This window comes from Bacillus cihuensis (assembly GCF_000504145.1).
Classification (GTDB): Bacteria; Bacillota; Bacilli; order Bacillales; family DSM-1321; genus Peribacillus; species Peribacillus huizhouensis.
This window is the reverse complement of the sequence record NZ_KI632495.1, coordinates 2,432,974-2,458,239: the sequence shown is the minus strand read 5'-3', so window position 1 is coordinate 2,458,239 and position 25,266 is coordinate 2,432,974. Positions and strand designations below refer to the sequence as shown.

Here is a 25,266-nt window from a genome sequence, read left to right as displayed (position 1 = left end):
CGAGGCTAGGCCCTTTTTAATAGCCTTATTACTTCAGCGGTCATGCTTAATTAACGCTTTTTCAAGCAGTTCAACGAGTTGATACATAACCGTGGCACAGACAGCAATAATCATGAGCGACAATAGGACAAGATTGAAATTAAATACTTGGAACCCGTAAATAATCAAATAGCCAAGACCTTTTGAAGAAACCAGGAATTCACCGACGATGACGCCAACCCAGGAAAGACCTACATTAACTTTCAAGGTCGAGATGATGGTTGGAAAGGATGCAGGTAGTACTGCTTCTTTAAACGTTTGAAAGCGGTTGGCGCCAAATGTTTGGAGCACTAATAGATAGTTTGGGTCAACACCTTTAAATGCGGTGTAAACGACAATGGTCGTAATAATAACTGATATGATCGCTCCCATTGTTATGATAGACGTGAAGCCTGGCCCGAGTGCTACGATTAAGATCGGTCCAAGAGCGACTTTTGGCATCGCATTTAAGATGACGAGATAAGGATCAAGTACTTTTGAAAGAAATGGCGACCACCACAGTATAGCGGCAAGCAATGTTCCAAGCAGGGTACCGAGGATAAATCCAAGTACTGTTTCTGCCAAGGTTATACTTAAATGGTTAAACAAAGTGCCATCGGTAATTTTGGCTAAAAATAGTTGCCAAATCTTTGACGGTGAGCTGAAAATAAGTTGATCAATCCACTTGAATCTTGAAGCAATCTCCCATCCCGAAAAAAAAGCAATGAAGATGAGAAGTTGATAAAAACGAACCCAACGTTTTTCTTTGACGAGTGCTGCTTTGTATTGGTTATGCAGTGTATGAATGCTCAAGACTCTCAAGCTCCTTCCATATCGTTTGAAATAGGGAGGAGTAGCTCGGATGGTTGCGGGCTTGAAAAGGAGTTAACGATCTAAGCTCATTAGGTACTTCGAATACTTTGTGAATTCTGCCAGGACGTGCCGCGAACATGTAAATACGGTCGCTCATGGCAATTGATTCGCCGATATCATGTGTAACAAGGACAGCTGTTTTTCCATACGCCTTCAATGTTTCAGAAACGAGGTCTTCAAGCTTCAGTTTCGTTTGATAATCGAGCGCAGAGAATGGTTCGTCTAGCAAGAGGATTTTTGGATCAACGGCGAGTGTTCTTGCTAGCGCTGCCCGTTGTCTCATCCCACCTGACAACTCCCTTGGGTATTGATGCTCAACACCAGGTAATCCAACATCTTGAAGGAGCTTGGTCGCAATTGATAGAGAAGCTTCTTTATCATGTTTTAATAACTTTAACCCGAGTGTTACATTTTGCCCAATCGTTTTCCACGGAAATAAGTAATCTTGCTGCAACATATAGCCTATTGAAAGCTCATCCCGTGAAAATACGGGCAGCCCTTCTAGCAAAACGGTTCCCGCTGTTGGTGGGAACAGACCAGCGATAATAGATAATAGAGTTGTTTTCCCACAGCCGCTTGGGCCAAGAAAGGAGATAAACTCCCCTTTCTTGATGGATAAATTTATATTTTGTAGTGCCTGTGTTGCCGTTTGCTTCGAAAAGTACGTGTGATCAACGTGATTAATCGTTAGAAAGTCCATAATTATTTCGATACCTTTTCTGCATATGTTGTGTTCACTAAGTCTTCATAGGTTAATCTACTTGGAAGCTCACCTGCTGCATCCATAATATTCTGTAAGTTATTCCACTCTTCTTCATCTAAAATAGGGTCTGTTGCAAATGAGCCTTGTGCTTTATAACGATCAACCACCGTTTCGATTAAAGCTACATCGCTGTCTTCAAAAAATGGTTGAATCACTTCAGCTACTTCCTTGCTACTATGCTCTTGCACCCAATCTTGTGCTTTTTTTACCGAACGGGTGAACTTCTCGACCGTTTCGCCATTCTTTTCTATATAACTAGCTTTGGTCATGAATGTTGTGTAAGGGATATGCCCTGATTCCGTTCCGAATGAAGCGACAATATGTCCTTTCCCTTCTTTTTCAAACAGGCTGGCAGTCGGTTCAAATAGTTGTACATAATCGCCTGTACCTGAAGCAAAAGCTGTTGCAACATTGGCAAAATCAATGTTTTGAATCAGCGTAAGATCGTTGTGAGGGTCGATGCCATGTTTCTTAAGTACAAACTCACCAGCCATTTGTGGCATGCCGCCTTTACGCTGACCTAGGAAGGTAGAGCCTTTTAGCATATCCCAAGAAAAGTCATCGATTTTTTCACGGGATACGAGGAACGTTCCATCTGTCTGGGTGAGTTGCGCAAAATTAATTATTGGATCATTTGCACCTTGAGCAGTCACGTAAATCGATGTTTCAGACCCAACAAGGGCAACATCCGCGCCGTCCGATAATAAAGCAGTCATCGTTTTATCGCCGCCAGCTGTCGTTTTTAATTCAATTTTTAATCCTTCTTCTTCAAAAAAACCTTTTTCTATCGCTACATATTGCGGTGCATAGAAAATAGATCGAGTTACCTCGGCGACTCGTACTTTTGTCAGATCTTCTTTGCCACAAGCTAAAAGAGCGAGGATTAAAAAACATGCTAATGCGATCATGAATCCTGATTTTACCCAATGTTTCATCTTTCATTCCTCCTCTAATCATAGGTCATTCACCTAAAATAACGTATGCAGAAGTGAAAAATGTGTGAATGCCTATAAGAGAAAAAAGGATCGAGCTACTTCAATAAACCAACATAATTGCCATCCATAAGTTCCCCAATAATAACTGCACGCGTACTTTCATATGAAAGTAGTAAAGAGGCTGGTTGTAAGTGTTGCTTTTTGACGATAGACACATACAACCATTCTCTTTTTCATTATGTTGTGCACATACCTATGCCAATGCGTTTTAGATATTTTGTGGATAACTGTCATCCTTAATAACGATTTAGTATGGTTTTCATTGTCACCTCAATAAGCTTGATTAATTATCGGCGTATCTCTTGGAAGATGGCAGATGCATTCGGTTGGCAATTTGTATTTGATGGAATCACTCTGCGTGGAAAAATGATAATGGTAGTTATATTCACTTCTATGTTGGGTATAGATGAGGAAAACTTCTTTTTCAACAGCTGTCTCTTTTTAAGAAGTGCGAAGTGACACTTTCCTTAGCACAGGTTTGCTAACCTTCGTAATTGACAGTCTGATCTGTTTTAAGTTAATGGCTATAGTACGAATCGATGTGGTGTGCCTGTTACACTAAATGGCGGTATGACGTTGCCTATACTTATAAGCGTTTTTAATCCTTTGTAACAAATTTCTCTGAGCTTTGGTCGTTCTTGGCATGTCATATGCGGTTAAATTTAGAGAAATATAAAATGAAAACTAATAAAGTTTTAGGAGGAGTTAAAGATGACGCAAAATCAAAATAATAAAGTTGTATTGGAACCGGCAGCACAGAAATTCGTTGAGGACACGGCTAACCCGCCGTACCTGTTTGATCTTGGCCCAGAGAAGGGCAGGGAAACTGTAGATGAAGTACAGTCCGGTGAGGTTAAGAAGCGGCCGGTTGAGGTAGAAGAGCTTGTCATTGAGGGAGAAACAACTGGACCTGTATCCATTAAAATATTGCGTCCTGAAAACGCCCCGGAAAATCTTCCAGTCATTTTATATACGCATGGTGCAGGCTGGGTTTTCGGAAACGCTCACACACATGATCGTTTAGTTCGGGAGCTCGCTGTTGAATCACAATCAGCGGTTGTGTTCACTAATTACAGTCTTTCTCCAGAAGCCAAATATCCGATTGCAATAGAAGAGGTCTATACGGTCTTAGAATGGATTGCTAAAGAAGGAGATCATCACGGGATGGATACAAGTAATATTACAGTAGCAGGTGACAGTGTTGGCGGAAATATGTCGGCAGCTATTACGCTAATGGCTAAAGAACGAAAAGGCCCAGCTATTCGCAAGCAATTACTTTTCTATCCTGTAACGGATGCTTCATTTGATACAGACTCATATAAACAATTTGCTACCGGATATTTTCTACGTAGGGATGGGATGCAGTGGTTCTGGGACCAGTATACTTCCGATCCACAGCAGAGAGCAGAAATTACTGCATCTCCACTTCGGGCAACAACAGAACAATTAAAGGGACTTCCTGAAGCATTAGTTATCACGGCAGAAGCCGACGTATTGCGCGACGAAGGAGAGGCATATGCCAACAAGCTTCGTGAGGCTGGTGTAAAGGTAACTGCTGTGCGCTTCCAAGGTATCATTCATGACTTTGTGATGCTTAACGATTTCGCAGACACAGAAGCAGCAAAAGGGGCCATGATGCTTGCAAACGCATGGCTGAGTGAATAGAGAGAACATCCAAAAAAAGAAGATTAACTTTTAATGGGCAGAACTTCTTTTGTCATAATCTCCTTTTCGATTTTTTTAATCAAAAGGGAGATTATGCTTTCAAAAACCTAAAGGATGGAATGAGGTACGCTTTTGGATGGAAGCAAAACCAGAAAGTCTAATGAATTAATAAAATTTTCCATGTTTTTAAGTCTCCTCTAGGATCGCTAAAGCAACAATACAACCCTAACTCAATGAATTACAGACTACATACACTGCGACATCATATCTTCGTCTGTGAGAGAGGACCCTCAACTTAACTAATCATCGGTATGTTTCACTATAAAAAGTCTAGATAATGCCTGTTAATGCGGGATAAAATGGGTGAGTTGATTTACAATAAGGGTTATGAGTTTTATCCCGCATTAACGGACAGTAACCCCCCACCCCGAGGATTAGAGGAATCGAAGAAGCGAAGGTGGGGGATAACTGCCCGTAAAAGCCCGATTGGTTCAACTAACAATCAGTTGGGAAAAACACCCACTGATTGAAGTTTCACTTTATGAAAGGAGGATGTATGATGGAAGATGGCACAATTATAACGAAGCAGCGGTTTCCATCACCGCATCCAAATATTCGTCTGTTTATCGTAACGTATTTTTCGCAAGGCTTGAAAGTGAAGGGCCTTCTTGCTGAGCCAGATGATGATCAAATTTATGACGGCTTCTTATATTTACGAGGAGGCATTAAAAATGTCGGTAAAGTACGCCCAAGTCGTATTGTTCAATTTGCAGCAGAAGGCTTCATTGTATTTGCACCGTATTATCGGGGAAATCAAGGTGGAGAAGGGGATGAAGATTTTGCAGGCGAAGATCGCGCTGATGGGATTAGTGGCTTTACATTACTCGAACAACATCCACGTGTAAATCCCGATAACATACATATTTTTGGCTTTTCACGAGGGGGCGTTATGGCCCTATGGACAGCCATCTATTGTAAAACAGCAGCTTCCGTTGTAACATGGGGCGGAGTGTCTGATATGTTTCTAACCTACGTGGAACGAGTAGACTTACGTCGAATGATGAAGCGTGTTATTGGTGGTACGCCTCAGAAAGTTCCAAACGAATATAAATACCGCACACCACTGTTTGCAGTAGATGAACTTTTTGCACCTGTCCTGATTATTCATGGTGAACAGGACAATAACGTATCGATTGAACATGCCTACAGGCTGGAGAAACTATTAAAGGAAAAAGACAAGCCTGTTTGGAGTTGGTATTTTGCCGAATTTACCCACTATTTTCCGCCGAACATCAACCGAAAAGTCGTTTGTGATTTAACACAGTGGATGAAAAACCAAACGAAAAAACAATGGGCTTAAAAACGTAAGTAAAGGAAAGAGGTTATGCTATGGGAATGCCGATGGAACTAAATACAATGATCGTGACAAAAGGCCGTGAAAATAGAGAGGAAGAAAATCTTTTCCGTTTGACGAAAGAAGGCTATCGCCTCTACCCAATTGATATTCCAATTGAAGTTCGCAAAACGATCGAAAGTGAAACAAACGGAATGGCCGTTATTCAAAAAATCTCTTGGACAAACAACCAAACCGAAATTACCTATCAGTTGGTGTCGTTGAATTCAACGAATTAAGCGAGCTGACCTAATAGAAACGGTCTCCATTTAGAGGTATAACAATATAAAGAACAGTACAAGTTAGGGTGAAAATGCATTGATTTCACCCTTTACATATTCACTGTTATCAATGCTTTACATTTATTAATAGCAAACCGTAAAATGTAGTCTTTTATAGAAATGGTTGATGCCTATAAATAGATATGGCGTCATATATAAATATAGAGTTTGGTAACACATGTATAATTTATGCTATTGACGATAAATATATAAAGTATTATATTATTATAAATAGTTTAAAAATTATAACTTTTCTTATCAAGAGAGGCGGAGGGACTGACCCTGTGAAGCCTCGGCAACCAGCATATCATGCCCGGTGCCAAATTCAGAGGAGTTTTAACAATTCCGAAGATAAGAAGGTGGGTAAATCTTGATATAGTCATTCAAACTCCCCTTCTGTACATATGCAGTGGGGAGTTTTTTATGTTCCATTAAAATCGTTAATAAAAAAGACAGGAGGAAAAAATTAATGTCAGCTTTACATATTGCATTATTAGGCTACGGTACTGTGGGGAAGGGCGTTTATAAAACGATTCAAACACATCAGGAAAAGCTTAAGAATATTTTTAGGAAAGATGTAAAAGTGGTTGCAATACTTGTTAAGAATATAGAAAAACATCATGCACCAGATCCTGATATTCTGTTAACAGATGATTTTAACAAGATTGTTAAACTTGAGAAGCTAGATGTTGTAATTGATGCGATCTTTGGTAAAGATCCAAGCTTTACTTACTTGCAGCAAGTGATGAACAGAGGATGTCATGTGATAACGGCAAATAAAGAAATGTTTGCCTATCATGGAACTCAATTAAAACAGTTAGCCAAAGAACAGGGAGTAACTTTGGGGTTTGAGGCGACAGTCGCAGGTGGAATTCCTATTATCCAAACACTAAGGCAATTGTTACATGTGAATACTATACAAAAAGTGCAAGGAATTCTTAATGGGACCTCTAACTTTATTTTGACAAAGATGCGAGAAGAACTTTATCCATTTGAAACAGCGTTAAAACTTGCTCAAGAAAAAGGGTATGCTGAAGCTGATCCTACAAATGATGTGGAAGGATACGATGCCTTTTACAAAGCAGTGATTTTAAGTGAACTGGCTTTTGGTGAGATACCTAATTGGGAGGAGTCGATCCGACAAGGGATTCAATCAATCACACCTGAGCAAATTGAGCTCTTTTCAGCATTTGGATATCGATTTAAACATGTAGCCTCTATGGAAAAGACAGCAAAAGGGATCCTATGCACAGTCAAACCTGTTCTGGTAAATGAAACGCATCCATTTTATCAAATCGAAGGCGTGCAAAATGCAGTATCCATCGATGGAGATATCGTGGGGAACATTAGTCTCCAAGGGCCAGGAGCTGGAATGTTTCCAACAGCAAGCGCCATTATCGAAGACTTGGTTTATATAAATAAACATAGTTTTTCACCCATTTTCTTAGATGAACAAAATGAATTATCTGTGAAGGCATTCAAGACTTACTGGGCAATTGGAGGAGATGTGGCTGTAGAAAATATTCCTTCTCATATCCCAATCATTAACAGACTTAATCCAAACATTCTCATTGTCGAAGCCTCGTGGGAAGAGATAAGTAGTATTCAGTTGCCGAATATTTATTTATATCAAGTTCTCGGGAGGGTATTACCTGAAAAAACGCTTGTTCGTTCATGAATTAATTTGACTTATAAAGCGGAACGCTTTACGTGGTGAAAGTCGCACAAACAACGTGAGTGGGAGGAAAAGGGAGCTATAACGCAAATCCTTACCTATCTGAATGGAGAATAATTGCTTATTAATATATGATATTAATAAGTAATCTAGTAATAAATGTAATATAAGGATGTATTTAATAGGTCGTATTTCTTTTGATGTATTTGATCTAAAATGGTATTTCAATCAGAAATGAATTGAGCTATTTCTTGCTCAACTTATAAGTTAAATTAGATGTGGGTATAATCCTCAAATTGAACATAGATAACGTTTAAAATTTGGCTATCTTTGTGATAGCCTTTTCTCATTATGCCAACGTTTCAGATTAGTCTAACTACAAAATTTAATTAATTTGCTAGGAACTAACGCTTACAATACCCAAAATCAGTTCAGATTAAGTAATAAAAATATAGAATAAAGGTAGATAAATGAAGAATATTAATACATTGATTCAGGGCTTAAATTGGCACAACTCTGAAGAAGTACAAAAAAAGTCCATAAATGAACTATCTAAACTAAGTGGTAAAGAAGTAATTATTTTAGCTGATCAAACAGAATTAAATCATAAAGCATGCTGGTTTAATTCAGCAATTGTCTTACAAAATATTGGATATCCAAACAATAAAGAATCCATTCCATACCTCATGCAATGGTTTCAAGATATTAACTGGCCTGGTGTAAGTACAGTTGTTGAAATCTTCAAAAGTATAGATAGGGAGGAACTTAAATTACATATTGATAATGCCATTACACAAGGACTCAATGAAAAAGATGATTTCTGGATTTTTGGTTTATTATTTCTTATTGATAAATTACACATGACCCATATGTATGATAAAAAACCTATTCATAAACTGGAGCAGTTTGCAGGTATTGAATAATTACTCATCTTGATCTACGGGGCAGGTTTGTTCAAGAAGGAATGTTTTCATACAAAATTATACTGTAAAAATGATACAATTAAACAAGAATTTAGGGGAGTGATTGTAAGGGGGAGCAATATGCTAAAAACATTAAGAATTATCTTATCAATAGTTGGTGTTATGTTAGCAGTTTTTTGTCTAATAACTCAAAATGTTAAGTTTATTCCTTATTTGATGTTGATATTAAGTATTTCAATAATGATTACAGGAGGAATTGAACTTCAAAAAGATAAAAAAGGGTTTTGGGGTTATATGTGCATCGGTGTTTCTTTGTTTGCTTTTTATGTTTCCATACAGGGGTTTTTATTAAGCTACAGGGACAGTTAGTAAAACAATAGGATTATCTATTTCTACTAAAGTATAAGCTGAATCAATTAAGTAACTAAAAAATTAGTTAGGATGTTTTAGATAATCTGTAAAATAGCTCGATTAAAAATCCTGTACAATTCAGGATTTTTTCTTCTTAAACGGGAAGGGTTATTAAATTAGGAAAATTATTGTATTAGAGGGATGGAAAATATGAAACTAAATATTGGTACAGAAGAAGCAATTAAAAGGTGGGATCGTTTCGCGGATACATATTCAGCAACTCATACCGAACAAGGAGACCTTCATAAAGAGGTTTTTTTAAATCCAACATTAATAACACTTATGGGAAAGGTAAATAATAAAAAAGTTTTAGATGCTGGGTGCGGCGAAGGGTATTTAAGTAGAATTTTAGCCAAGTCTAAAGCTGCTGTAACGGCTGTGGATTATTCACCAAGAATGATAGAAATAGCTAAAGGAAGAACTCCAAATGATTTGTTAATTGATTATAGGCAGGGTAATTGTGAGGACTTGAATTTTTTAAAAGATAAAAGTTTCGATTTAATAGTATCCAATATGGTTATTCAAGACCTTGAAAATTACGAAAAAGCATTTCAAGAAATGTATCGGTTATTAGTAGATGGAGGCTGTTTTATTTTTTCAATTTTACATCCTTGTTTTGTTACTCCAGAAAGTGGTTGGGAGAAAACAAAAGACGGAAAAAAATTGCATTGGAACGTAGATAAATATTTTTATGAAGGTGCGTATGAACAAGGGTTAGGAGATAAAGAGAAAATGTTATTCTTCCATAGAACCCTAACAAGTTATATTAACACTTTAATCAAAACGGGTTTTATTTTAGAAAGCATAGTAGAACCAAAGCCATCAATGGAGATATTAAAAAAATATCCTTCATTTGAAGAAGATTTTAGATGTGCTGATTTTATAATCTTTAAATTAAAAAAGTAAAATTAAATATTTTTGGATTCATGGTTCAAATAAAAAAGTGCATTAGCATGATAGGCGGGTTGCTAAGGCAACCTTATTCTTATTGAAGTAACAGGGCAGCTTTATCAAGAACATTAGGAACAGACATACCCATTAAGGACTGAAGGAGGTATGTAAATGTTACAATTGTTCCTTATAATTGGAATTGTAGGTATTGGTATTTCTGGTGTTTTCATTGGTGCTTGGACGGGTGGACAAAAGCAAAGAGCAAACTTTCATTCAGAAACAAGTGAACATAGAAACTTCCGAACTAAAATAGCATTATATTCTGGTGGGATAGGATTAATTTCATTAGGAATTGAGGGCTTCTTGTTCTTTTTATAAAAGTGATAAGTAAAGTTCATGAATTAATAAGTCATGTTTATGTATGTTGCTAGACCCTGTAGATGGCCTCTCATTTTTTATGACCTTTTAAATAATTTTAAATTATCATATAATAGGAATAATTGTAATGCAAAATTTAGGGGTATAATTGAGTTAGAAAAGGTGTGAGAGTCGGTTATTTCTTAGCGTGATGTGAAACCTACATCTTTTTTGCTAAATTTAAGGGGAAAAGGTTGATAAAAATGAGCAGCAGAGAAACTAAAGCAGACGTCATTTTAATTGGCGCCGGAATCATGAGTGCGACTTTAGGGACACTCTTGAAAGAATTAGTACCGGAATGGGAAATTACAGTGTTTGAAAAACTCGCAAACGCAGGAGAGGAAAGCTCTAATGAATGGAATAATGCGGGAACGGGGCATGCGGCATTGTGCGAGCTTAACTACACGGTCGAACAACCAGACGGATCTGTAGATATTAGTAAAGCGATAAAAATTAATGAACAGTTTCAGGTTTCCATGCAGTTTTGGTCTTATCTTGTAAACAGCAAGCTGATAAAAAATCCGCAGGACTTTATCATGTCATTGCCTCATATGAGTATGGTACAAGGGGATAAAAATGTAACGTTCTTAAAGAAACGTTTTGAAGCGCTGTCAAACAATCCATTGTTCCAAGGGATGGAATTTTCTGATGATCCAGCAAAACTGATGGAATGGATTCCGCTAGTTATGCAAGACCGTCCATTAAATGAAGCAATAGCGGCAACAAAAATTGACTCTGGAACGGATGTCAACTTTGGTGCTTTAACGAACATGTTGTTTGACCACTTAAAGACTAAAAACGTCGATATTAACTTTAAACATAGCGTTGATAATATGAAACGTACTAGCGATGGCTCATGGGAATTAAAAGTGCGTAATGTAGATAGCGGTAGCGTCGAACGCCATACTGCAAAATTCGTCTTTATCGGAGGCGGGGGCGGAAGCTTGCATTTACTGCAAAAATCCGGTATTCCAGAAGGGAAAAACATTGGCGGATTCCCAGTAAGCGGGATTTTCATGGTATGTAATAATCCAGAAGTTGTTGCGCAACATCATGCAAAAGTATACGGGAAAGCTAAAGTTGGTGCTCCACCAATGTCTGTTCCACATCTTGACACACGATTTATCGACAATAAAAAATCATTGCTATTTGGACCATTTGCCGGCTTCTCACCGAAGTTTTTAAAAACAGGTTCAATGTTGGATTTAGTAACTTCGGTCAAACCGAGTAATGTGTTAACTATGTTGGCGGCAGGCGCAAAAGAGATGTCATTGACAAAATACCTGATCCAGCAAGTGATGTTATCGAAAGAACAGCGTATAGAAGAGTTACGAGAGTTTATCCCGAACGCTAAGCTTGAAGACTGGGACTTAGTAGTAGCGGGCCAACGTGTACAAGTTATCAAAGATACTCCTGAAGGAAAAGGAACGCTTCAATTTGGTACCGAAGTGATTACTGCCGCTGATGGATCGATTGCAGCTTTATTAGGTGCATCTCCAGGTGCTTCTACTGCTGTACACGTTATGCTTGAGGTAATGAAAAAATGCTTCCCGCAACAGATCGAAGAGTGGGAACCAAAGATCAAAGAAATGATTCCTTCTTATGGCGTGTCATTAATGGAAAATCCAGAGCTTCTGCAGGAAATTCATACTTCAACGGCAGAGACGCTTGGTCTAAGCCAAAAAGAGCTAGTCTATAGTTAATTCTTTGGACATAGAAATAAAGATATTGAATGATAAGTTTAAGCAATATTTTAATCTATAGACATCGTTCCTATGATGAAGAGATTGATAAGGCAATGATTGAAAAAACAGAGATAAAAAAATTACTTAAAGAATTGAGTAAATAATAGAATATCATTGGAAATAAGACACAGAACCTTTGAAATCTTTGGATTAAAGGTTCTTTTTTTATATTCGTAGTTTGATAGGCTATGGTGAACCGTGCTATAAGTAAAGGTGAATTTTCTAATATATTCGTAATAATAAGGCTATAACAGTATAGATTTTAAACAAACAAAAAAACAGCAGCCATAAATTTCCCGACAGCCGTGATAAAGGTACCTATACTCTTATTTGCCCTTACCAGTGCCAACTGTGCCAGTCCAATCGTCAGAGTGATTTTTATGACCTGTTCCTTTGAGGGTGACTAACAAGCTGTTAGGAATTTCATCTACTAGAGCCAGCGCATGCTCAAATGGCAGAATAATGTCTTCTGTCCCGTGAATTACCAAGGTTGGGATATTAATTTCCTTTATCTCGTCTTCATAGAAGTCATCGCCCTTAAGTAGGGCATGATTAAACATACATAGTAGGTTGTTAGCTCGATAGATTTCTTTTGTAACCTGCTGAAACGCTCTCTTTTCATCGACGTTTTAAAAACGTAGCGAAGCTTCCCCCTTTTGATTTTTTAACTATCTCTTAGTATACAACTGTGAACTAATCAAAGAACTAAAACAATACAGTTTGCTAATTGGGTAAATGGATTAACTTTACAGGGCTCATTTAAAAAAATTCATTGTAATCGATGATGATAATCGTTATCATCAAAGTATGAAACTATTTCGGAAGTGGGTATAAGTATGAAAAAAAAGTCATTATTGTCAGTGTTAGTAGCAGGGGGCATTCTAATAACTGGGTGTGAGAATACAGAGGAATTGAAAAAAGACGACAAACCTGCAACAGAAGAAACCGAACCAGCAGCACAAGAGGTTGATTTATCTACGGAGCTATCAAGCTATCAAGAATTTGCATTTGAGCAAATGGATCAATTTTTACTTGAGACAGAAAAGTTTGTGAACCTCTTTAAAGCTGGCGACATTGAAGGGGCAAAAGCAGCCTATGCACCAGCACGTATGTACTTCGAGCGGTCAGAGCCAATCGCAGAAAGCTTTGGAGACCTTGATCCACGTATTGACGGTCGTTTAGCGGATATTCAGGAAGAGGGTAAAGGCGAGGAAGAATGGTCGGGCTACCATAAACTTGAACATGCATTGTGGGTAGAAAATAAAACGGCAGGCTACGAGGGTGTGGCAGATCAACTACTAGCAGATGTGAAGGAACTACACGCATTGGTTCAAACGGTTGATGTTACAGCGGATTTAATGATTACTGGTGCCGTTGATTTATTAAATGAAGTATCAACATCTAAAATTACTGGTGAAGAAGAAATCTATTCTCACACGGACCTTTATGACTTTAAGGCAAATATTGAAGGGGCAGAAAAAATCTTTGAGATTCTACGTCCAAAATTAGAAGCAAAAGATAAGGAGCTAGTAGCAACATTAGATGAAAAATTCAAAGCAGTGGACGATTTATTAGCACAGCATGCAACAGCTAATGGTGGCTATGTATCATATGAGGAATTAACAGAGGACCACACGAAAGCACTTGCAACAGCTGTTAATCAACTTGGTGAACCATTAAGTCAAATGGGCATAATTTTGGAGTGAGCATAAATGACAGAGCCAATCGATGAAAAATGGATAAATAAGAAAGTCTCTAGACGTGACATATTGAAGTTGACAGGCGTCGGTGCCGCTGGTGTTGCTATTGGTGCCACAAGCTTAGGTGGTGTGATAAAAGCAATGGGCTCTGATGTCTTTGAGCCTGTTGCTGATAGTACTAGAGCAATCAATAAAGTGGATTTTCATGGCAAGCATCAATCTGGCATCACTACCCCTGTACAAACGAATATTTATTTTGCTTCTTTGGATGTATTATTTACATCGAAGAAAGATCTACAAGAGTTGTTCCAAAAATGGACACCTCTTGTTGAACGATTAATGAATGGTGAATTAATGGTCGATTTAACAACAAATACTAGAATTCCTACAGGAGATACCGGTGAAGCAGCGGGGATGGATGTTGCAAATTTATCTATTACGATCGGTGTAGGACCATCTTTGTTTGATAAGCTTGGTATTTCGCATTTGAAGCCTGCGGAGTTAAAGGATTTACCACATTTCCCGAAAGATCAACTACAAAAAGAATTTACGGGTGGCGATATATGTATTCAAGCTTGTGCGGATGATCCACAGGTAGCGTTCCATGCCGTGCGCAATTTAGTACGTGCAGCCTCTGGTAAGGTAGAGATTAAATGGTCACAGGCAGGGTTTAACTCGTTCCCAGCTGATGGAGGAACACCACGTAATTTATTTGCGTTCAAGGATGGTACGGTGAACCCCACGAATACAGATGAAAAAGATTTAAATAAAGTTGTCTGGGTCGATAAAGGATGGTTAAAGGATGGCACTTATTTAGTTGCACGCAAAATTCAAATGCATCTTGAAACATGGGATCGTACATCTTTAAAGGATCAGGAAGCAACATTTGGACGCTATCGGGATAGTGGTGCTCCATTTGGGAAAACCAAGGAATTTGATGATTTTGATGTAGAGGCGAAGGATAGTACGGGTGAATATATTATGCCAGATACGTCACATGTACATTTGGCACGTAAATCGGGTGCGCGTATTTTACGTCGCTCGTATTCTTACGCATCAGGTGTTATGTCGAATACCGGAGAACATGACGCAGGGCTAATATTCATCTCTTTTCAAAAAGATCCAGCCCAATTTACAACTGTTCAAAATAGTTTAGGACGATTGGATAAAATGAATGAGTACATTACCCATCGAGGCAGTGCCGTGTTTGCTTGCTTCCCTGGTGTACAAAAGGGGAGTTATTTAGGTGAAGCACTTTTTAACGCGGTGTAGTATTATTATCTGTTTAGTCCTGACACTTGCTATACCAGTGCAGGCGGCCCAATCTTACAGTCACTTATATATTTCTATTAGTGATGCGCTAATGAATACGAAGCAGGATAAGGATGCCGAGGCGGAGCTTGCACTTGCCCAGTTTGCCAAGGATTGGGCTTCCGTCACATCTGAACAAAAGGAAGCTAAAGAAAAGGTTGATGATATTCTTGCACAAGCAAGGGAAGCTTCGTCCAAGGAAGATCGTTTACAAGCTCTTTCCGCTTTGACAAACGCATTACGAGCACTAGAGAAGCTAGAAAATCCAGTGGATGAAGCAGCACAGAGAGCTGAGTTTGGTACGAAATTTAAGCCTATTATGAAAGCCTTTGAAGATGCTCTAACAAGTGGTGACATTCCTACAATTGATTCAGCCTATAAGGATTTTAATACCAAATGGAAAAAAATTGAACGTCCAGTGCGAGAGCAGAGTATTGCCATGTATGGCCAAATTGAAACGCAAATGGCTTTTATACGGATAACACTTGCTTCAGAAGAACCTGATGTAGACTTAATGAAATCGCAATATGCGGATTTAAAACAAACGATTGAGGATTTTGTAGCAGGGAATGATACGGCGGAGGTCATTGAGGGAGAATATTCTTTATCGACATTAATCGCCTATATTGATGAGTCGATTAATTTTATTGAAGCAGGGGACTATATAGCAGCCTCTGATAAAATAAAAGATTTTATTAAAATATGGCCAAATGTTGAGATTGATATTTCAACACGTAATGGCAGTCTGTATACAAAGATAGAAAGTGATATGCCGATTCTTGTTAGTGATTTATTGAAATCTAAAGTCGATGCCAAAGCCATTAGCAGTAAGCTAGATACTTTCCGCACAGAGATAGAGCTGGTACAGGGTAGTACTGACTATACGATGTGGGATTCAGCGCTTATTTTATTACGTGAAGGTCTAGAGGCGTTGCTCATAATTTTAGCATTAGTGTCATTTTTAGATAAATCAGGACAAAAGACAATGCGTAAATGGATTTATCTAGGCGCATTGGTAGGAGTTCTTTTATCGGCACTCGCTGCTATTTTAATGTCAACTATTTTCAACTCTGCAATGGTTGATACTAATCGAGAGCTCATGGAAGGATATGTTGGCTTACTAGCGGCTGCCATGATGATCGGAGTAGGAATATGGCTTCATAGTAAGTCAAGTGTGTCGAGCTGGAATCGCTATATCTCCAAACAAATAGGCAATGCTATTTCTAGTGGCTCCGTGTTTGCCATGGCAGCCATTAGCTTCCTATCCGTATTTCGTGAAGGAGCAGAAACACTTGTTTTTTATGCAGGAATTGCTCCAAAAATGGAGACTTCTAAATTTGTGCTAGGAATCGTAGTAGCCCTTCTTATTTTAGTTATCTTTGCCCTTGTGTTATTTAAAGCAAGTGGAAAAATTCCTATTCATAAATTATTTGCTGTGGCAACAGTATTGATTTACGTACTAGCCTTTAAAATTATTGGGGTCAGTCTGCATACACTACAACTAAGGGACATAGTTTCAACAACAATTGTAGATGGCTTGCCATTAGTCAGCATCATTGGTTTCTATCCAACGGTCGAAACAATGATGGGACAGGCAGTTTTACTTGTACTAGTTGGGGCGACGATTGTCTATAAAAAGAAACAAAAATAACTATTAGGGTAGATGATTACATATATTCATCTACCCTAATTCAATGAATTATACCAATGAGATGGTCGTTCTAAATCGAAGGGTACAATATGCTGCGTTTGGAATAAACTCTTAATGCTTTATCTCTTTGGTTATTATCTGTGTTTATGCTATTCAGCGTCTGCGGAACTTTACTTGGCGGATTTCAATCTAGCTATTCCTCGGAGCCACCATCGGATATGAACTTCCCTTGTGGATTACGCTGCTTGCTATTGTTCGGGGAATATTTCTTTCTAAAGAAAAAAAGCAATTACAATAGAGAAGTTATTATAGGAACCCATCACTCGGTTTCGTTAATTAAAAGGCTCTGTTAAACAATATTGTTGTTTTTTTGATTAAGAATAGGGACATACGAATTTAGATGTCCCTTTAAGTTTATTTTAATTCCCCTATAAACCAAATTTCCCCTTCATAGTGGTATCCATCTTCATCAGTAATTACTTCTTTAAAACCTGATTGCCCCATTCAAACTCTGGATACCTTCAATAGGAGCACGATTATTTAATAAGTGAGTCATAGCTGTGCTCAGTTGATGAGGGGATCTTTCTGTTACAAAAATAGCTGAATCATTATCCACTCTACTTTCCATTCATCATGACGACCCCTCTCATGCATCTTTTCGTTAGTAATGTTGCAAAATGTGAGGTGCAAATTGAATGTTTCACATGAAAAAAAGAACAAGTTCTACAATCCGAGCTAATATTAAAAACAAGAAGCTTTCTACGGTGAAGATCATCAGGATAAAGCTATTTCAACAAGAATACTGCTGCGATAAAATTTACCGGGAACAATAATGTAGTAGGTAGATTATATTCTTAATAATGAGTTTGGTATCCATAATACTAAGAAACTACATATGTACAGTCCTACAACAAAACAACTTGCTAGCTAAGATGTAAAGGTAAGCTTGGGAACATTTGAACTTAAACTAAAAGGTGGTAGAGTTTAATACATACGAGTCATCTTCAACTGCTTTAATCAACAACTAGCTAAAAGAAGCTCAATTACTCCATTAAAGCACGCTTTTCTGCAACAAGGAATAGCGCTTGTTGCCATTATTGGGCCAGATCATTGAACAACACTTGGTGGATAAATTGGATATTTTACAAATAGGTTGTTTTATTTTGGATGCTCATTTAGGTATCTTATAGAAATTTGACTATTTGCACTTTACTTTGGTAAAATTATATGTTAATGAATTATAATGTAACTTGCCCTTGGTCTTGTACCAGTTTGTGCATATATTCTGATTAGAACGCTATAATATTATGTAGAATAGGTGGAATATCATGAATACTAATCATGATTTTATGGATCATTGGTTAACCATAGACTCTATACAAAATAAAATAAAGAAAGAATTGGAGAATGTCCTGCAAGCAAAATACAGCTTATCTATAAAAGAATTCTACGTGCTCTACTACCTTTCCAAAGCACCCGACAAAAAACTCAGACTACAGCAATTGCAAGAGATGATCGGTTTAAGTCAGAGTGCGCTTTCTAGGCTAGTCGGTAATATGGAAACGAGTAGATGTGGTGCATTAGAAAAGCATGTTTGTACCGATGACCGTAGAGGTACCTATACTCGCCTAACTGACTTAGGTGAGAAGAAGCTACAAGGATGTTTAGTCGCTTTCCATGAAATACTAAAATCATATCTCTCTACAGTCCATGTTGAAGGATTAATGAAACAGTTAATAGAAGAGTTATGAAAATGCCTCATCAGTCAAAGTACTCACTTTTAAGATGGAGTACTTTGGCTTGACAGGGAGTAAACTTAGCGATAAATTATATGCATGCGTCATACATATAATTTATTAGAAAAAAATTTTCAAATTTTAATGTATGCGTCATGCATTTAAATTAAATGAAAAGGAGTTTTTTCACATGGAACATTTATTTAGTCCTTATAAGATAAAAGGATTGGAGTTAAAAAACCGTATTGTGTTGTCTCCGATGTGTCAATATTCGGTTGAAAATAAAGATGGGATCGCTACGGATTGGCATTACCTGCACTATGTAAATAGAGCGATTGGTGGAACTGGATTTATTATGATTGAAATGACAGATGTTGAGCCTGATGGCCGTATTACAGACTTTGACTTAGGATTATGGTCAGACGAGCAAATCCCTGCTTTAGCTAGAATTGTAGAAGCTTGCCACGGTTATGGAGCAAAAGTTGGTATTCAAATCGCTCACGCTGGACGTAAGGCAGAGGATGTTGCGTTACCAGTTGCACCTTCTGCTATTCCATTTGATGAAAATTCAAAAACACCTAGAGCTCTTTCAACAGATGAAGTGAAAGAAATGGTAGAAAAGTTTCGCAAGGCCGTACAGCGCGCAGTAAAAGCAGGAGTTGACGCAATTGAAATCCATGGCGCTCATGGATATTTAATTCATCAATTCCACTCTCCTTTAACAAATAAAAGAGATGATGAGTATGGAAAGGATCTAACTAAGTTTGGCCGAGAAATTATTGAAGCAGCCAAAGCTGAGATACCAGAAGATATGCCGTTAATGATGCGTATATCTGCTAAAGAATATGTAGAAGGTGGATATGGAATTAACGAAAGTATAGAGTTTGCAAAAGAATATCAAGATGCAGGGGTAGATATTTTTGACATCTCTTCAGGTGGTGAAGGTCCTATCGCTGCGTGGGGGAAACCGGGTACGCATGCTGCTTACCAAGTACCATTAGCTCGAGAAATTAAGAAAGCTCTCAAGGTTCCAGTCATTGCAGTGGGAAGATTGGATGACCCTGCATTGGCAAACGCTGTTATTGGAAATGAGGAGGCAGATCTTGTAGCTGTCGGACGAGGCATGTTACGAAATCCTCATTGGCCAATAGAAGCTGCAACTAAATTGAGAAAAGAAATTGAAGTTCCCAAACAGTATATATATGGTTTTAAAAGATAATTAATTATAAAGTGAAACTTCAATCAGTGGGGGTTTTCTTCATCCCCCACTGATTGTTAGTCCCGTTCTACTATCGCTAATATCCCCGCTACCGCGGAGATAAAGCGATACTACGAACCCGATTGGTTCAACTAGACCTCTGCTCACGCATCGGCAAGTTTCACTGTATCTCACCAATCGGGCTTTTACGGGCAGTTAGCCCCACCTATGCTTCCTCGATTCCTCTAAGCCTTGAGAAGGGGTTTTACTGCCCGTTAATGCGGGATAAATCAAAGCAAGGTAGAGAGGAATTACCTCCGAATCTCTTAGAAAAAAGAAGGATAGATAAAGCAATTTTATCTATCCCTCTTTTTTCCTTATATCATATGCAACAGTATATAATATTTCCCTTTCCTCAAGTCATTATTAAAATGAATATGACTAGTTAATATCATTTAATTTAAACCATCTGTTTTAGTGTAACGGGTTCGGTTATTGAGGAGAAAACATCAAACAACAACCCAAGTGGGGACATAATTCACTTATGAATTTGTGTCTCCTTTTTTGTTGATATATCAATGTTTTATCTGAATTAACTTACAAATTAGCACATCAATACGCATACAAATTGAAGACACCACATAAATTTATGCGGTGTTGTTAAAACACCTGTTAAAACCGTTGTGAATTGTTATTCCAATTTTAATCCTAAATATACTCAAATGACTCATACAATACTGCGAACTTATTTTTTAAAAGGTAGATAGGAAATTTGTGTTAAAATAAATGTATAGATTATAAAATGACGTTTTTAGAATAACGAGCAAGATAGTGGAAGAAAGATAATGCAATGTAAAGGTTGTGGAAAAGTGAAGAAGAAACTTTGGATTTCAGTTCTAATTTTAGCAATAATTATTGGTGGCATTTATTCCATAGTGAAAGTAAATCCGCCTTTGGAGATAGGAACACTTGCTTCAAGTGAAGATAATAAATCAGTTGTTGTTGGAATTGGCAATAAAGGCTTCCGAGAAATAAAAATATTAGATGTTTCAGTGAATAATAACGATGTTCCTTCAAAAACAAAACTACAAGTTAGTAATGCGTTACAAGGTTTTATCATAACGGATAATTATAACAATGAGGATGCAAAAAAATATGGATTGACGAATATAGATGGTGTAGCCATCAAATCAGGCACTTCTCCTTCTTCTAATTTTGAAAAATTGGATGATGGAAATGCTTCTAAAGATGATGAAATTTACGGAATTAGTGTTATTTATAACAAGGAAATAAATAAGGTTCATATAAAATATAGCTATTTTGGAATTTCATTTAAAGAAACCGTGATAATTAACTAACGGGGATTTAATTAATTTAGGTTAGTTAATTATTACATCAAAAACGCTCAGAAAATCTGAGCGTTTTTACTTGCCTTTTATATTACCGTTTTACTGTTGAAATATATGCTAATTAGTTTGTTTTTTACATTGTTATTAGTATTTTTCTCCCCATCAACCGAACCCGCTAGTTTTAGTGCTCTGATTTTTATTTCTTTTATTTCCTTTACTATTGTCTCCACTAACAGGACCTTGACCGTGTAATTGCGGTGAGTTTTGATTATGGCTGCCTTTATTAAATTTTTTTGTCATGTCTCACATCTCCTTTCTTATTTCAAATACAGTTTGTCCTTTTTTTGAGAACTTATGTTTTTCCTCTTAAACATTCATATCAGGTGATAATCTGACCTTTATTTCCAAGATAAAAACTGAAATTACATTTAAAATATGGGTAGATCTTTTATGATGATGAATGTGAACAGATTGGTGTAATTGATATAAGTTACTGTGATATGGAATTGAAATTCAAAAACTTATTTAACTAAACAGCCCTTATCTTAATAATAAAGGATCCTTTAATTCAATAAGGAGTAAAGCTATTTTCTTACTCAAGTAATAGGGGAAAATATTTTGATAAGGATTTTTTGATTTTTATGTGGTAAAATTTTACTGTAAAGTACTTATGATGAAAATTTAATGATTAAAGAAGTACAATCTTCGTCCAATAATCGGGTGCTTTAGGAAAACAACATGGCTGTCTTAGTGATAGCCATTTCTTATTGTTCTGATGCCCGGCAGGATTATTTAATGAACATTCTTCCAAATTTTTGAATGATAAACTTATCTTATGTTTCGACAAAATAAATTAAAAGAAGGGATTAATTTATTTGTTAAAATCGAAAGATTCATAATAATATTTCCAATATTTATCCTATTATCCAGTAATATAATTTTATAAGAAAGAGGTAATTTTCCAGGAAGTGAAAGTGATAATAAATGAACTGGAGAATTAAATAAGGGAGGCATTTATTATGATCAAAGATATTGAAACCTTTCCGGTACTTGAAACGAATAGATTAGTATTAAGAGAAGTTAAAAAAGGCGACGCAAACAGTATTTTGAAATATATGTCCGATATAGAAGTAATAAAATATTATGGGTTAGAACCTTTTAAAACAATTAACGATGCTTTAAGCGAGATATCATGGTATCAATCGATATTAAATAATAAAACAGGAATAAGATGGGGGATTACTTTAAAAGGGGAAGATGAGGTTATTGGTAGTTGCGGCTTTCTTAACATGATTCCTCAACATTACCGAACTGGAATTGGCTATGAATTAAGCAAAAGTTATTGGGGGAAAGGAATAGCAAGTGAGGCATTGGAAGCTGTATTAACGTACGGATTCGAGCTTTTGAAATTCCAAAGGATAGAAGCGTTAATAGAACCGCTTAATATATCGTCACAAAAGTTAGCAGAAAAACAAGGCTTTATTAGAGAAGGCTTGTTGAGAAATTATGAGTTTACTTGTGGTAAATTTGACGATTTATATATGTATTCTTTGTTAAAGCAAGACTTTGATATACTTCAAAAAGATAAATTGAGTATTTAACAAATTGGAAGAATAAAACAATTGACTAAGATAGAACCATAAATTTCAATTGAATGAGAGATGAGATAAAGGTGGAAGTGTTCTCTCTTTTTAGATGGCTCCATATTATAGGTGGTTTTACTGCATTACTTGTGTTTTGGATTCCAATTGTCACAAAAAAAGGTGGGAAAATTCATAACTTCGTTGGTTGGTTATATGTATGCGCGATGGCAATTGTTTCGGTATCGGCCTTTTATATGGGCGGTTATCGTGTGTTATGGGATGAACATGCAAATGCAGAGCGAGTTTCATTTTCATGGTTTTTAATTTTTATTGCCATTTTAAGTGGGGCATCAGGATGGTATGGAATTCGGGTGCTTCGATTTAAGAAAAGACAAACCCCACACCGAAATATGATGGACCTATTTGTTAGTGGCTTATTGCTCGTATCCGGAGTCGCAATTGGGATCTATGGCGTGATGATTCAATCCCCTTTAATTACATATTTTCCTTTGCTCGGAATTTTTCTTGGAGCGATTCAATTACACTACTGGTTAAGGAATCCGGTAAAGCGAATGCATTGGCTCTTTGAGCACTTCGGTGGAATGATTGCTTGTTGTATTTCAACAGTGACCGCTTTTACAGTTTTCGGAGCACCTCGACTTTTAAATATTTCTTCCACGAATCTGCTTCTCTGGATTATGCCATCGTCAATTCTTGTTCCTATGTTAGTTGGTTTCAATATATACTATAGAAAAAAACATATTAAAAAAGCTGAATCGGAATAAGAGAATCAAACGAAAAAATAAGATCATGAGTTTAAAGTTAGCTCCGGATTCTATGAAAGCTAGGATTGAAATATTAGGGGGGAACGCCAATATTCAGAAATTTTGTAGGTTAAGTAAACTTTAAAAAAAGTCAATTTTCTAGGAAAGGAATCGACTTTTCTAAATTTATTTTGTTTTACAATCGCTCCGTTACTGATAACTTTCTAACTGCTACATTTGCTTATTTTCTCTCTCAAAAAATATTTAGAATCTCAAAGAATCAAACGAACTAATAGCTGTTTTAGCAAAAAAACAAATCCCAAATTATCTATGAAATTTGGATTGTTATTATGGGGAGCTCTTAGCGTTGTAAATCTGCGTTTTCCTAATTCTAGCCCTATAAGAAAATAATCCTGTATGAAAGATTTTAATTAATTCAGCAATCGGGTCGTAAGTAGTAAGTAATTGAATGATATAAGGGTGGGAGTTAATGTGATAATAAAGCCAAAGAAATTACAGCCGGGAGATCGTGTTGCGACAGTAAGTCCTTCCTGGGGTGGAGCTGGTGATCCTGGACTTAGATGGCGTTATGAACAAGGGGTAAAGAGATTAGAAGAAGTCTTTGGACTGAAAGTTGTCCCCATGCCGAACAGTTTGAAAGGGGGAGAATATCTTTATAAAAATCCACAAGCTCGTGCTGAAGATTTGATGATGGCATTTAATGATGAAAGTATTAAAGGAATCTTTGCGAATATTGGTGGAGAGGATAGTATTCGCCTGTTTCCTTATATAGATTTTGATGTTATTCGTGAAAATCCGAAAATTTTTATGGGTTACTCTGATGTGACCGTTTCACATTTATTTTGTCTTAAAGCAGGAATTTCTTCTTATTACGGTCCAGCAATTTTAACCGATTTTGCTGAAAATGTTGAGATGGATCCATATACAGTTGAAATGGTAAATCGAACGCTCTTTTCAAATGAGATTATTGGTGAAATTCAACCGGCTAAAGAATGGACGAGTGAGCGTTTAGAATGGATTGAAGAGAATAAGAACCGACGACGGAAAATGCAGGAAAATTGGGGTTACGAGGTACTTCAAGGATCAGGTGTAGTACAAGGACATCTAATTGGTGGTTGTATTGAAGTACTAGAGTTTGCGAAAGGAACAGAACTTTGGCCAGATAAGAAATATTGGAATAATAGTATTCTTTTTTTTGAAACATCAGAAGAAAAGCCGGAACCAGATTTTATTAAGTATTGGTTGCGAAATTATGCTGTACAAGGCATCCTTCAAAAAGCGAATGGAATCATTTTTGGTAAACCGCAAGACGAAAAGTACTACGACGAGTATAAGGAAGAAATACAAAAAGTCATGAGGGAATTTAACTTGGAGGATTTGCCGATTCTTTATAACTTGAATTTTGGTCATACAGAACCGAAATTTATTTTGCCTTATGGTGCGAAAGCAGAAATAGATTGTATGAAGGGGAAATTCTCGATTCTGGAAAGCGGAGTACAATAGTTGAAACCTATTCATTTTGATAGTTGAGCATTTAATATCGATATTACGAAATTTTATCTACTATAATAGGTCGTGATTGTTGAGCAGCACTGGTAGAAAATGATCAAATTTTTTATTAATCAACAATTATCTTCCTTTTGCACTGTAGCATTCCCAATATCTTCAATGAACTTGTAGGTATTAATATCATTCCTAATCCAACACCATCAATATTCTCATCGGATAGCGAAGTGGAAGATGTTTTATCGAAAAGTTGAGAGCTAGGTTAGGTGATCTCGGCTTATTTTTTCTAAAAAGTTTTATCCTTCAAATTGTGCTAAATTTTTTTCTCTATTTTACTTCCTAAAGGCAGTTTGGTTGCCATATTTTTTTAAGGGTGTCTTTTAGATTATTAGAACAT

Annotated in this window: 23 protein-coding genes, 1 pseudogene and 1 riboswitch; of the genes and pseudogenes, 18 read left to right on the top strand and 6 right to left on the bottom strand. The window is 36.9% G+C overall.

All coding sequences use genetic code 11. The annotated features are described in order from the left end of the window. Window positions 1–33 precede the first annotated feature (33 nt). From V179_RS0117540 to V179_RS0117530, 3 genes are read right to left on the bottom strand one after another with little or no spacing between them, the layout of a single operon-like run. Entirely contained in the window at window positions 34–831 is a 798-nt protein-coding gene (locus V179_RS0117540) for an ABC transporter permease (protein ID WP_235179069.1), read from the bottom strand. Beyond that, window positions 809–1,591, bottom strand: coding sequence for an ABC transporter ATP-binding protein (locus tag V179_RS0117535; RefSeq protein ID WP_028392639.1), 783 nt, complete (start codon window positions 1,589–1,591; stop codon window positions 809–811). Before V179_RS0117535 ends, V179_RS0117540 begins: the two co-directional genes overlap by 23 nt. Window positions 1,592–1,593: 2 nt before the next feature. Beyond that, window positions 1,594–2,589, bottom strand: a complete 996-nt coding sequence (locus V179_RS0117530; RefSeq protein ID WP_028392638.1) for an ABC transporter substrate-binding protein — start codon at window positions 2,587–2,589, stop codon at window positions 1,594–1,596. A 771-nt stretch (window positions 2,590–3,360) separates the two neighbouring features. Here V179_RS0117530 and V179_RS0117520 point away from each other — a divergent pair. From V179_RS0117520 to V179_RS0117480, 9 genes are all read left to right on the top strand, one after another. Further along, window positions 3,361–4,314 (top strand): alpha/beta hydrolase, encoded by a 954-nt coding sequence (locus V179_RS0117520; protein WP_028392637.1) that lies wholly within the window; start codon window positions 3,361–3,363, stop codon window positions 4,312–4,314. Between the two features lie 559 nt (window positions 4,315–4,873). Next, window positions 4,874–5,674 carry an alpha/beta hydrolase family protein gene (locus V179_RS0117515; protein WP_028392636.1) on the top strand — a complete coding sequence of 267 codons (801 nt, stop codon included), beginning with the start codon at window positions 4,874–4,876 and terminating at the stop codon, window positions 5,672–5,674. A 29-nt stretch (window positions 5,675–5,703) separates the two neighbouring features. Further along, complete coding sequence (locus V179_RS0117510) at window positions 5,704–5,946, top strand: DUF2584 domain-containing protein (RefSeq protein ID WP_028392635.1); 243 nt, start codon at window positions 5,704–5,706, stop codon at window positions 5,944–5,946. 294 nt (window positions 5,947–6,240) lie between these two features. Next, window positions 6,241–6,346, top strand: a riboswitch (SAM riboswitch). A gap of 111 nt (window positions 6,347–6,457) precedes the next feature. Then, entirely contained in the window at window positions 6,458–7,666 is a 1,209-nt protein-coding gene (locus V179_RS0117505) for a homoserine dehydrogenase (RefSeq protein ID WP_028392634.1), read from the top strand. A gap of 467 nt (window positions 7,667–8,133) precedes the next feature. After that, window positions 8,134–8,586 (top strand): DUF5071 domain-containing protein, encoded by a 453-nt coding sequence (locus V179_RS0117500; protein ID WP_028392633.1) that lies wholly within the window; start codon window positions 8,134–8,136, stop codon window positions 8,584–8,586. A 120-nt stretch (window positions 8,587–8,706) separates the two neighbouring features. Continuing rightward, window positions 8,707–8,955, top strand: a complete 249-nt coding sequence (locus V179_RS0117495; RefSeq protein ID WP_028392632.1) for a DUF3953 domain-containing protein — start codon at window positions 8,707–8,709, stop codon at window positions 8,953–8,955. A gap of 192 nt (window positions 8,956–9,147) precedes the next feature. Further along, a complete protein-coding gene (locus V179_RS0117490) occupies window positions 9,148–9,903 on the top strand; it encodes a class I SAM-dependent methyltransferase (protein ID WP_028392631.1) in 756 nt (251 codons plus the stop codon). A gap of 156 nt (window positions 9,904–10,059) precedes the next feature. Beyond that, window positions 10,060–10,266 carry a DUF5316 family protein gene (locus V179_RS28250; RefSeq protein WP_034301320.1) on the top strand — a complete coding sequence of 69 codons (207 nt, stop codon included), beginning with the start codon at window positions 10,060–10,062 and terminating at the stop codon, window positions 10,264–10,266. A 242-nt stretch (window positions 10,267–10,508) separates the two neighbouring features. Beyond that, window positions 10,509–12,008 carry a malate:quinone oxidoreductase gene (locus tag V179_RS0117480; protein WP_028392630.1) on the top strand — a complete coding sequence of 500 codons (1,500 nt, stop codon included), beginning with the start codon at window positions 10,509–10,511 and terminating at the stop codon, window positions 12,006–12,008. 368 nt (window positions 12,009–12,376) lie between these two features. Here the strand turns inward: V179_RS0117480 and V179_RS28245 are convergent. After that, window positions 12,377–12,673, bottom strand: a pseudogene (locus V179_RS28245) (alpha/beta fold hydrolase); the annotation flags it as partial. Window positions 12,674–12,886: 213 nt separating this feature from the next. On the opposite strand from V179_RS28245, the gene efeO reads away from it, so the two are divergent. Genes efeO through V179_RS0117460 form a run of 3 tightly spaced genes read left to right on the top strand, consistent with a single transcriptional unit; the run spans window position 12,887 to window position 16,712 of the window. Next, window positions 12,887–13,756, top strand: coding sequence for an iron uptake system protein EfeO (gene efeO / locus V179_RS0117470; protein WP_028392629.1), 870 nt, complete (start codon window positions 12,887–12,889; stop codon window positions 13,754–13,756). 6 nt (window positions 13,757–13,762) lie between these two features. After that, window positions 13,763–15,022: an iron uptake transporter deferrochelatase/peroxidase subunit gene (efeB, locus tag V179_RS0117465; protein WP_028392628.1), complete on the top strand. Its 1,260-nt coding sequence runs from the start codon at window positions 13,763–13,765 to the stop codon at window positions 15,020–15,022. Then, on the top strand, window positions 14,997–16,712 hold the full coding sequence (locus tag V179_RS0117460; protein ID WP_028392627.1) for an FTR1 family iron permease: 1,716 nt from the start codon (window positions 14,997–14,999) through the stop codon (window positions 16,710–16,712). The genes efeB and V179_RS0117460 overlap by 26 nt, the downstream gene beginning before the upstream one ends. A gap of 484 nt (window positions 16,713–17,196) precedes the next feature. Here V179_RS0117460 and V179_RS31090 read toward each other — a convergent pair whose 3' ends face one another. Continuing rightward, complete coding sequence (locus tag V179_RS31090) at window positions 17,197–17,340, bottom strand: hypothetical protein (protein WP_154664014.1); 144 nt, start codon at window positions 17,338–17,340, stop codon at window positions 17,197–17,199. 700 nt (window positions 17,341–18,040) lie between these two features. Between V179_RS31090 and V179_RS0117450 the strand changes: the two genes are divergently transcribed. The 3 genes from V179_RS0117450 (at window position 18,041) to V179_RS0117435 (ending at window position 21,004) form a co-directional block, all read left to right on the top strand. Next, the gene (locus tag V179_RS0117450) at window positions 18,041–18,463 is read left to right on the top strand and encodes a MarR family winged helix-turn-helix transcriptional regulator (RefSeq protein WP_028392626.1); all 423 of its coding nucleotides are present in this window, start codon (window positions 18,041–18,043) and stop codon (window positions 18,461–18,463) included. A 175-nt stretch (window positions 18,464–18,638) separates the two neighbouring features. Beyond that, entirely contained in the window at window positions 18,639–19,667 is a 1,029-nt protein-coding gene (locus V179_RS0117445) for an NADH:flavin oxidoreductase/NADH oxidase (RefSeq protein ID WP_028392625.1), read from the top strand. An 848-nt stretch (window positions 19,668–20,515) separates the two neighbouring features. Beyond that, window positions 20,516–21,004, top strand: a complete 489-nt coding sequence (locus V179_RS0117435) for a hypothetical protein (RefSeq protein ID WP_028392624.1) — start codon at window positions 20,516–20,518, stop codon at window positions 21,002–21,004. A 153-nt stretch (window positions 21,005–21,157) separates the two neighbouring features. Here the strand turns inward: V179_RS0117435 and V179_RS31355 are convergent, their stop codons facing one another. Further along, the gene (locus V179_RS31355) at window positions 21,158–21,295 is read right to left on the bottom strand and encodes a hypothetical protein (RefSeq protein ID WP_200868677.1); all 138 of its coding nucleotides are present in this window, start codon (window positions 21,293–21,295) and stop codon (window positions 21,158–21,160) included. A 719-nt stretch (window positions 21,296–22,014) separates the two neighbouring features. Here V179_RS31355 and V179_RS0117425 point away from each other — a divergent pair. From V179_RS0117425 to V179_RS0117415, 3 genes are all read left to right on the top strand, one after another. Further along, complete coding sequence (locus tag V179_RS0117425; protein WP_028392623.1) at window positions 22,015–22,596, top strand: GNAT family N-acetyltransferase; 582 nt, start codon at window positions 22,015–22,017, stop codon at window positions 22,594–22,596. A 71-nt stretch (window positions 22,597–22,667) separates the two neighbouring features. Beyond that, window positions 22,668–23,363, top strand: a complete 696-nt coding sequence (locus V179_RS0117420; protein ID WP_028392622.1) for a DUF2306 domain-containing protein — start codon at window positions 22,668–22,670, stop codon at window positions 23,361–23,363. Window positions 23,364–23,834: 471 nt separating this feature from the next. Continuing rightward, on the top strand, window positions 23,835–24,866 hold the full coding sequence (locus V179_RS0117415; RefSeq protein ID WP_028392621.1) for a S66 family peptidase: 1,032 nt from the start codon (window positions 23,835–23,837) through the stop codon (window positions 24,864–24,866). Window positions 24,867–25,266: the final 400 nt, after the last annotated feature.

Excerpts from the sequence above, each read along its gene's own strand:
- V179_RS31355 (WP_200868677.1), bottom strand. The coding sequence starts at position 21,295 with ATGACAAAAAAATTTAATAAAGGCAGCCATAATCAAAACTCACCGCAA.
- V179_RS0117515 (WP_028392636.1), top strand. The coding sequence starts at position 4,874 with ATGGAAGATGGCACAATTATAACGAAGCAGCGGTTTCCATCACCGCAT.
- V179_RS0117530 (WP_028392638.1), bottom strand. The coding sequence starts at position 2,589 with ATGAAACATTGGGTAAAATCAGGATTCATGATCGCATTAGCATGTTTT.
- efeB (WP_028392628.1), top strand. The coding sequence starts at position 13,763 with ATGACAGAGCCAATCGATGAAAAATGGATAAATAAGAAAGTCTCTAGA.
- V179_RS0117445 (WP_028392625.1), top strand. The coding sequence starts at position 18,639 with ATGGAACATTTATTTAGTCCTTATAAGATAAAAGGATTGGAGTTAAAA.
- V179_RS0117520 (WP_028392637.1), top strand. The coding sequence starts at position 3,361 with ATGACGCAAAATCAAAATAATAAAGTTGTATTGGAACCGGCAGCACAG.
- V179_RS0117450 (WP_028392626.1), top strand. The coding sequence starts at position 18,041 with ATGAATACTAATCATGATTTTATGGATCATTGGTTAACCATAGACTCT.
- V179_RS0117505 (WP_028392634.1), top strand. The coding sequence starts at position 6,458 with ATGTCAGCTTTACATATTGCATTATTAGGCTACGGTACTGTGGGGAAG.
- V179_RS0117510 (WP_028392635.1), top strand. The coding sequence starts at position 5,704 with ATGGGAATGCCGATGGAACTAAATACAATGATCGTGACAAAAGGCCGT.
- V179_RS0117490 (WP_028392631.1), top strand. The coding sequence starts at position 9,148 with ATGAAACTAAATATTGGTACAGAAGAAGCAATTAAAAGGTGGGATCGT.
- V179_RS0117535 (WP_028392639.1), bottom strand. The coding sequence starts at position 1,591 with ATGGACTTTCTAACGATTAATCACGTTGATCACACGTACTTTTCGAAG.
- V179_RS0117425 (WP_028392623.1), top strand. The coding sequence starts at position 22,015 with ATGATCAAAGATATTGAAACCTTTCCGGTACTTGAAACGAATAGATTA.
- efeO (WP_028392629.1), top strand. The coding sequence starts at position 12,887 with ATGAAAAAAAAGTCATTATTGTCAGTGTTAGTAGCAGGGGGCATTCTA.
- V179_RS0117500 (WP_028392633.1), top strand. The coding sequence starts at position 8,134 with ATGAAGAATATTAATACATTGATTCAGGGCTTAAATTGGCACAACTCT.
- V179_RS28250 (WP_034301320.1), top strand. The coding sequence starts at position 10,060 with ATGTTACAATTGTTCCTTATAATTGGAATTGTAGGTATTGGTATTTCT.
- V179_RS0117480 (WP_028392630.1), top strand. The coding sequence starts at position 10,509 with ATGAGCAGCAGAGAAACTAAAGCAGACGTCATTTTAATTGGCGCCGGA.
- V179_RS0117495 (WP_028392632.1), top strand. The coding sequence starts at position 8,707 with ATGCTAAAAACATTAAGAATTATCTTATCAATAGTTGGTGTTATGTTA.
- V179_RS31090 (WP_154664014.1), bottom strand. The coding sequence starts at position 17,340 with ATGGAAAGTAGAGTGGATAATGATTCAGCTATTTTTGTAACAGAAAGA.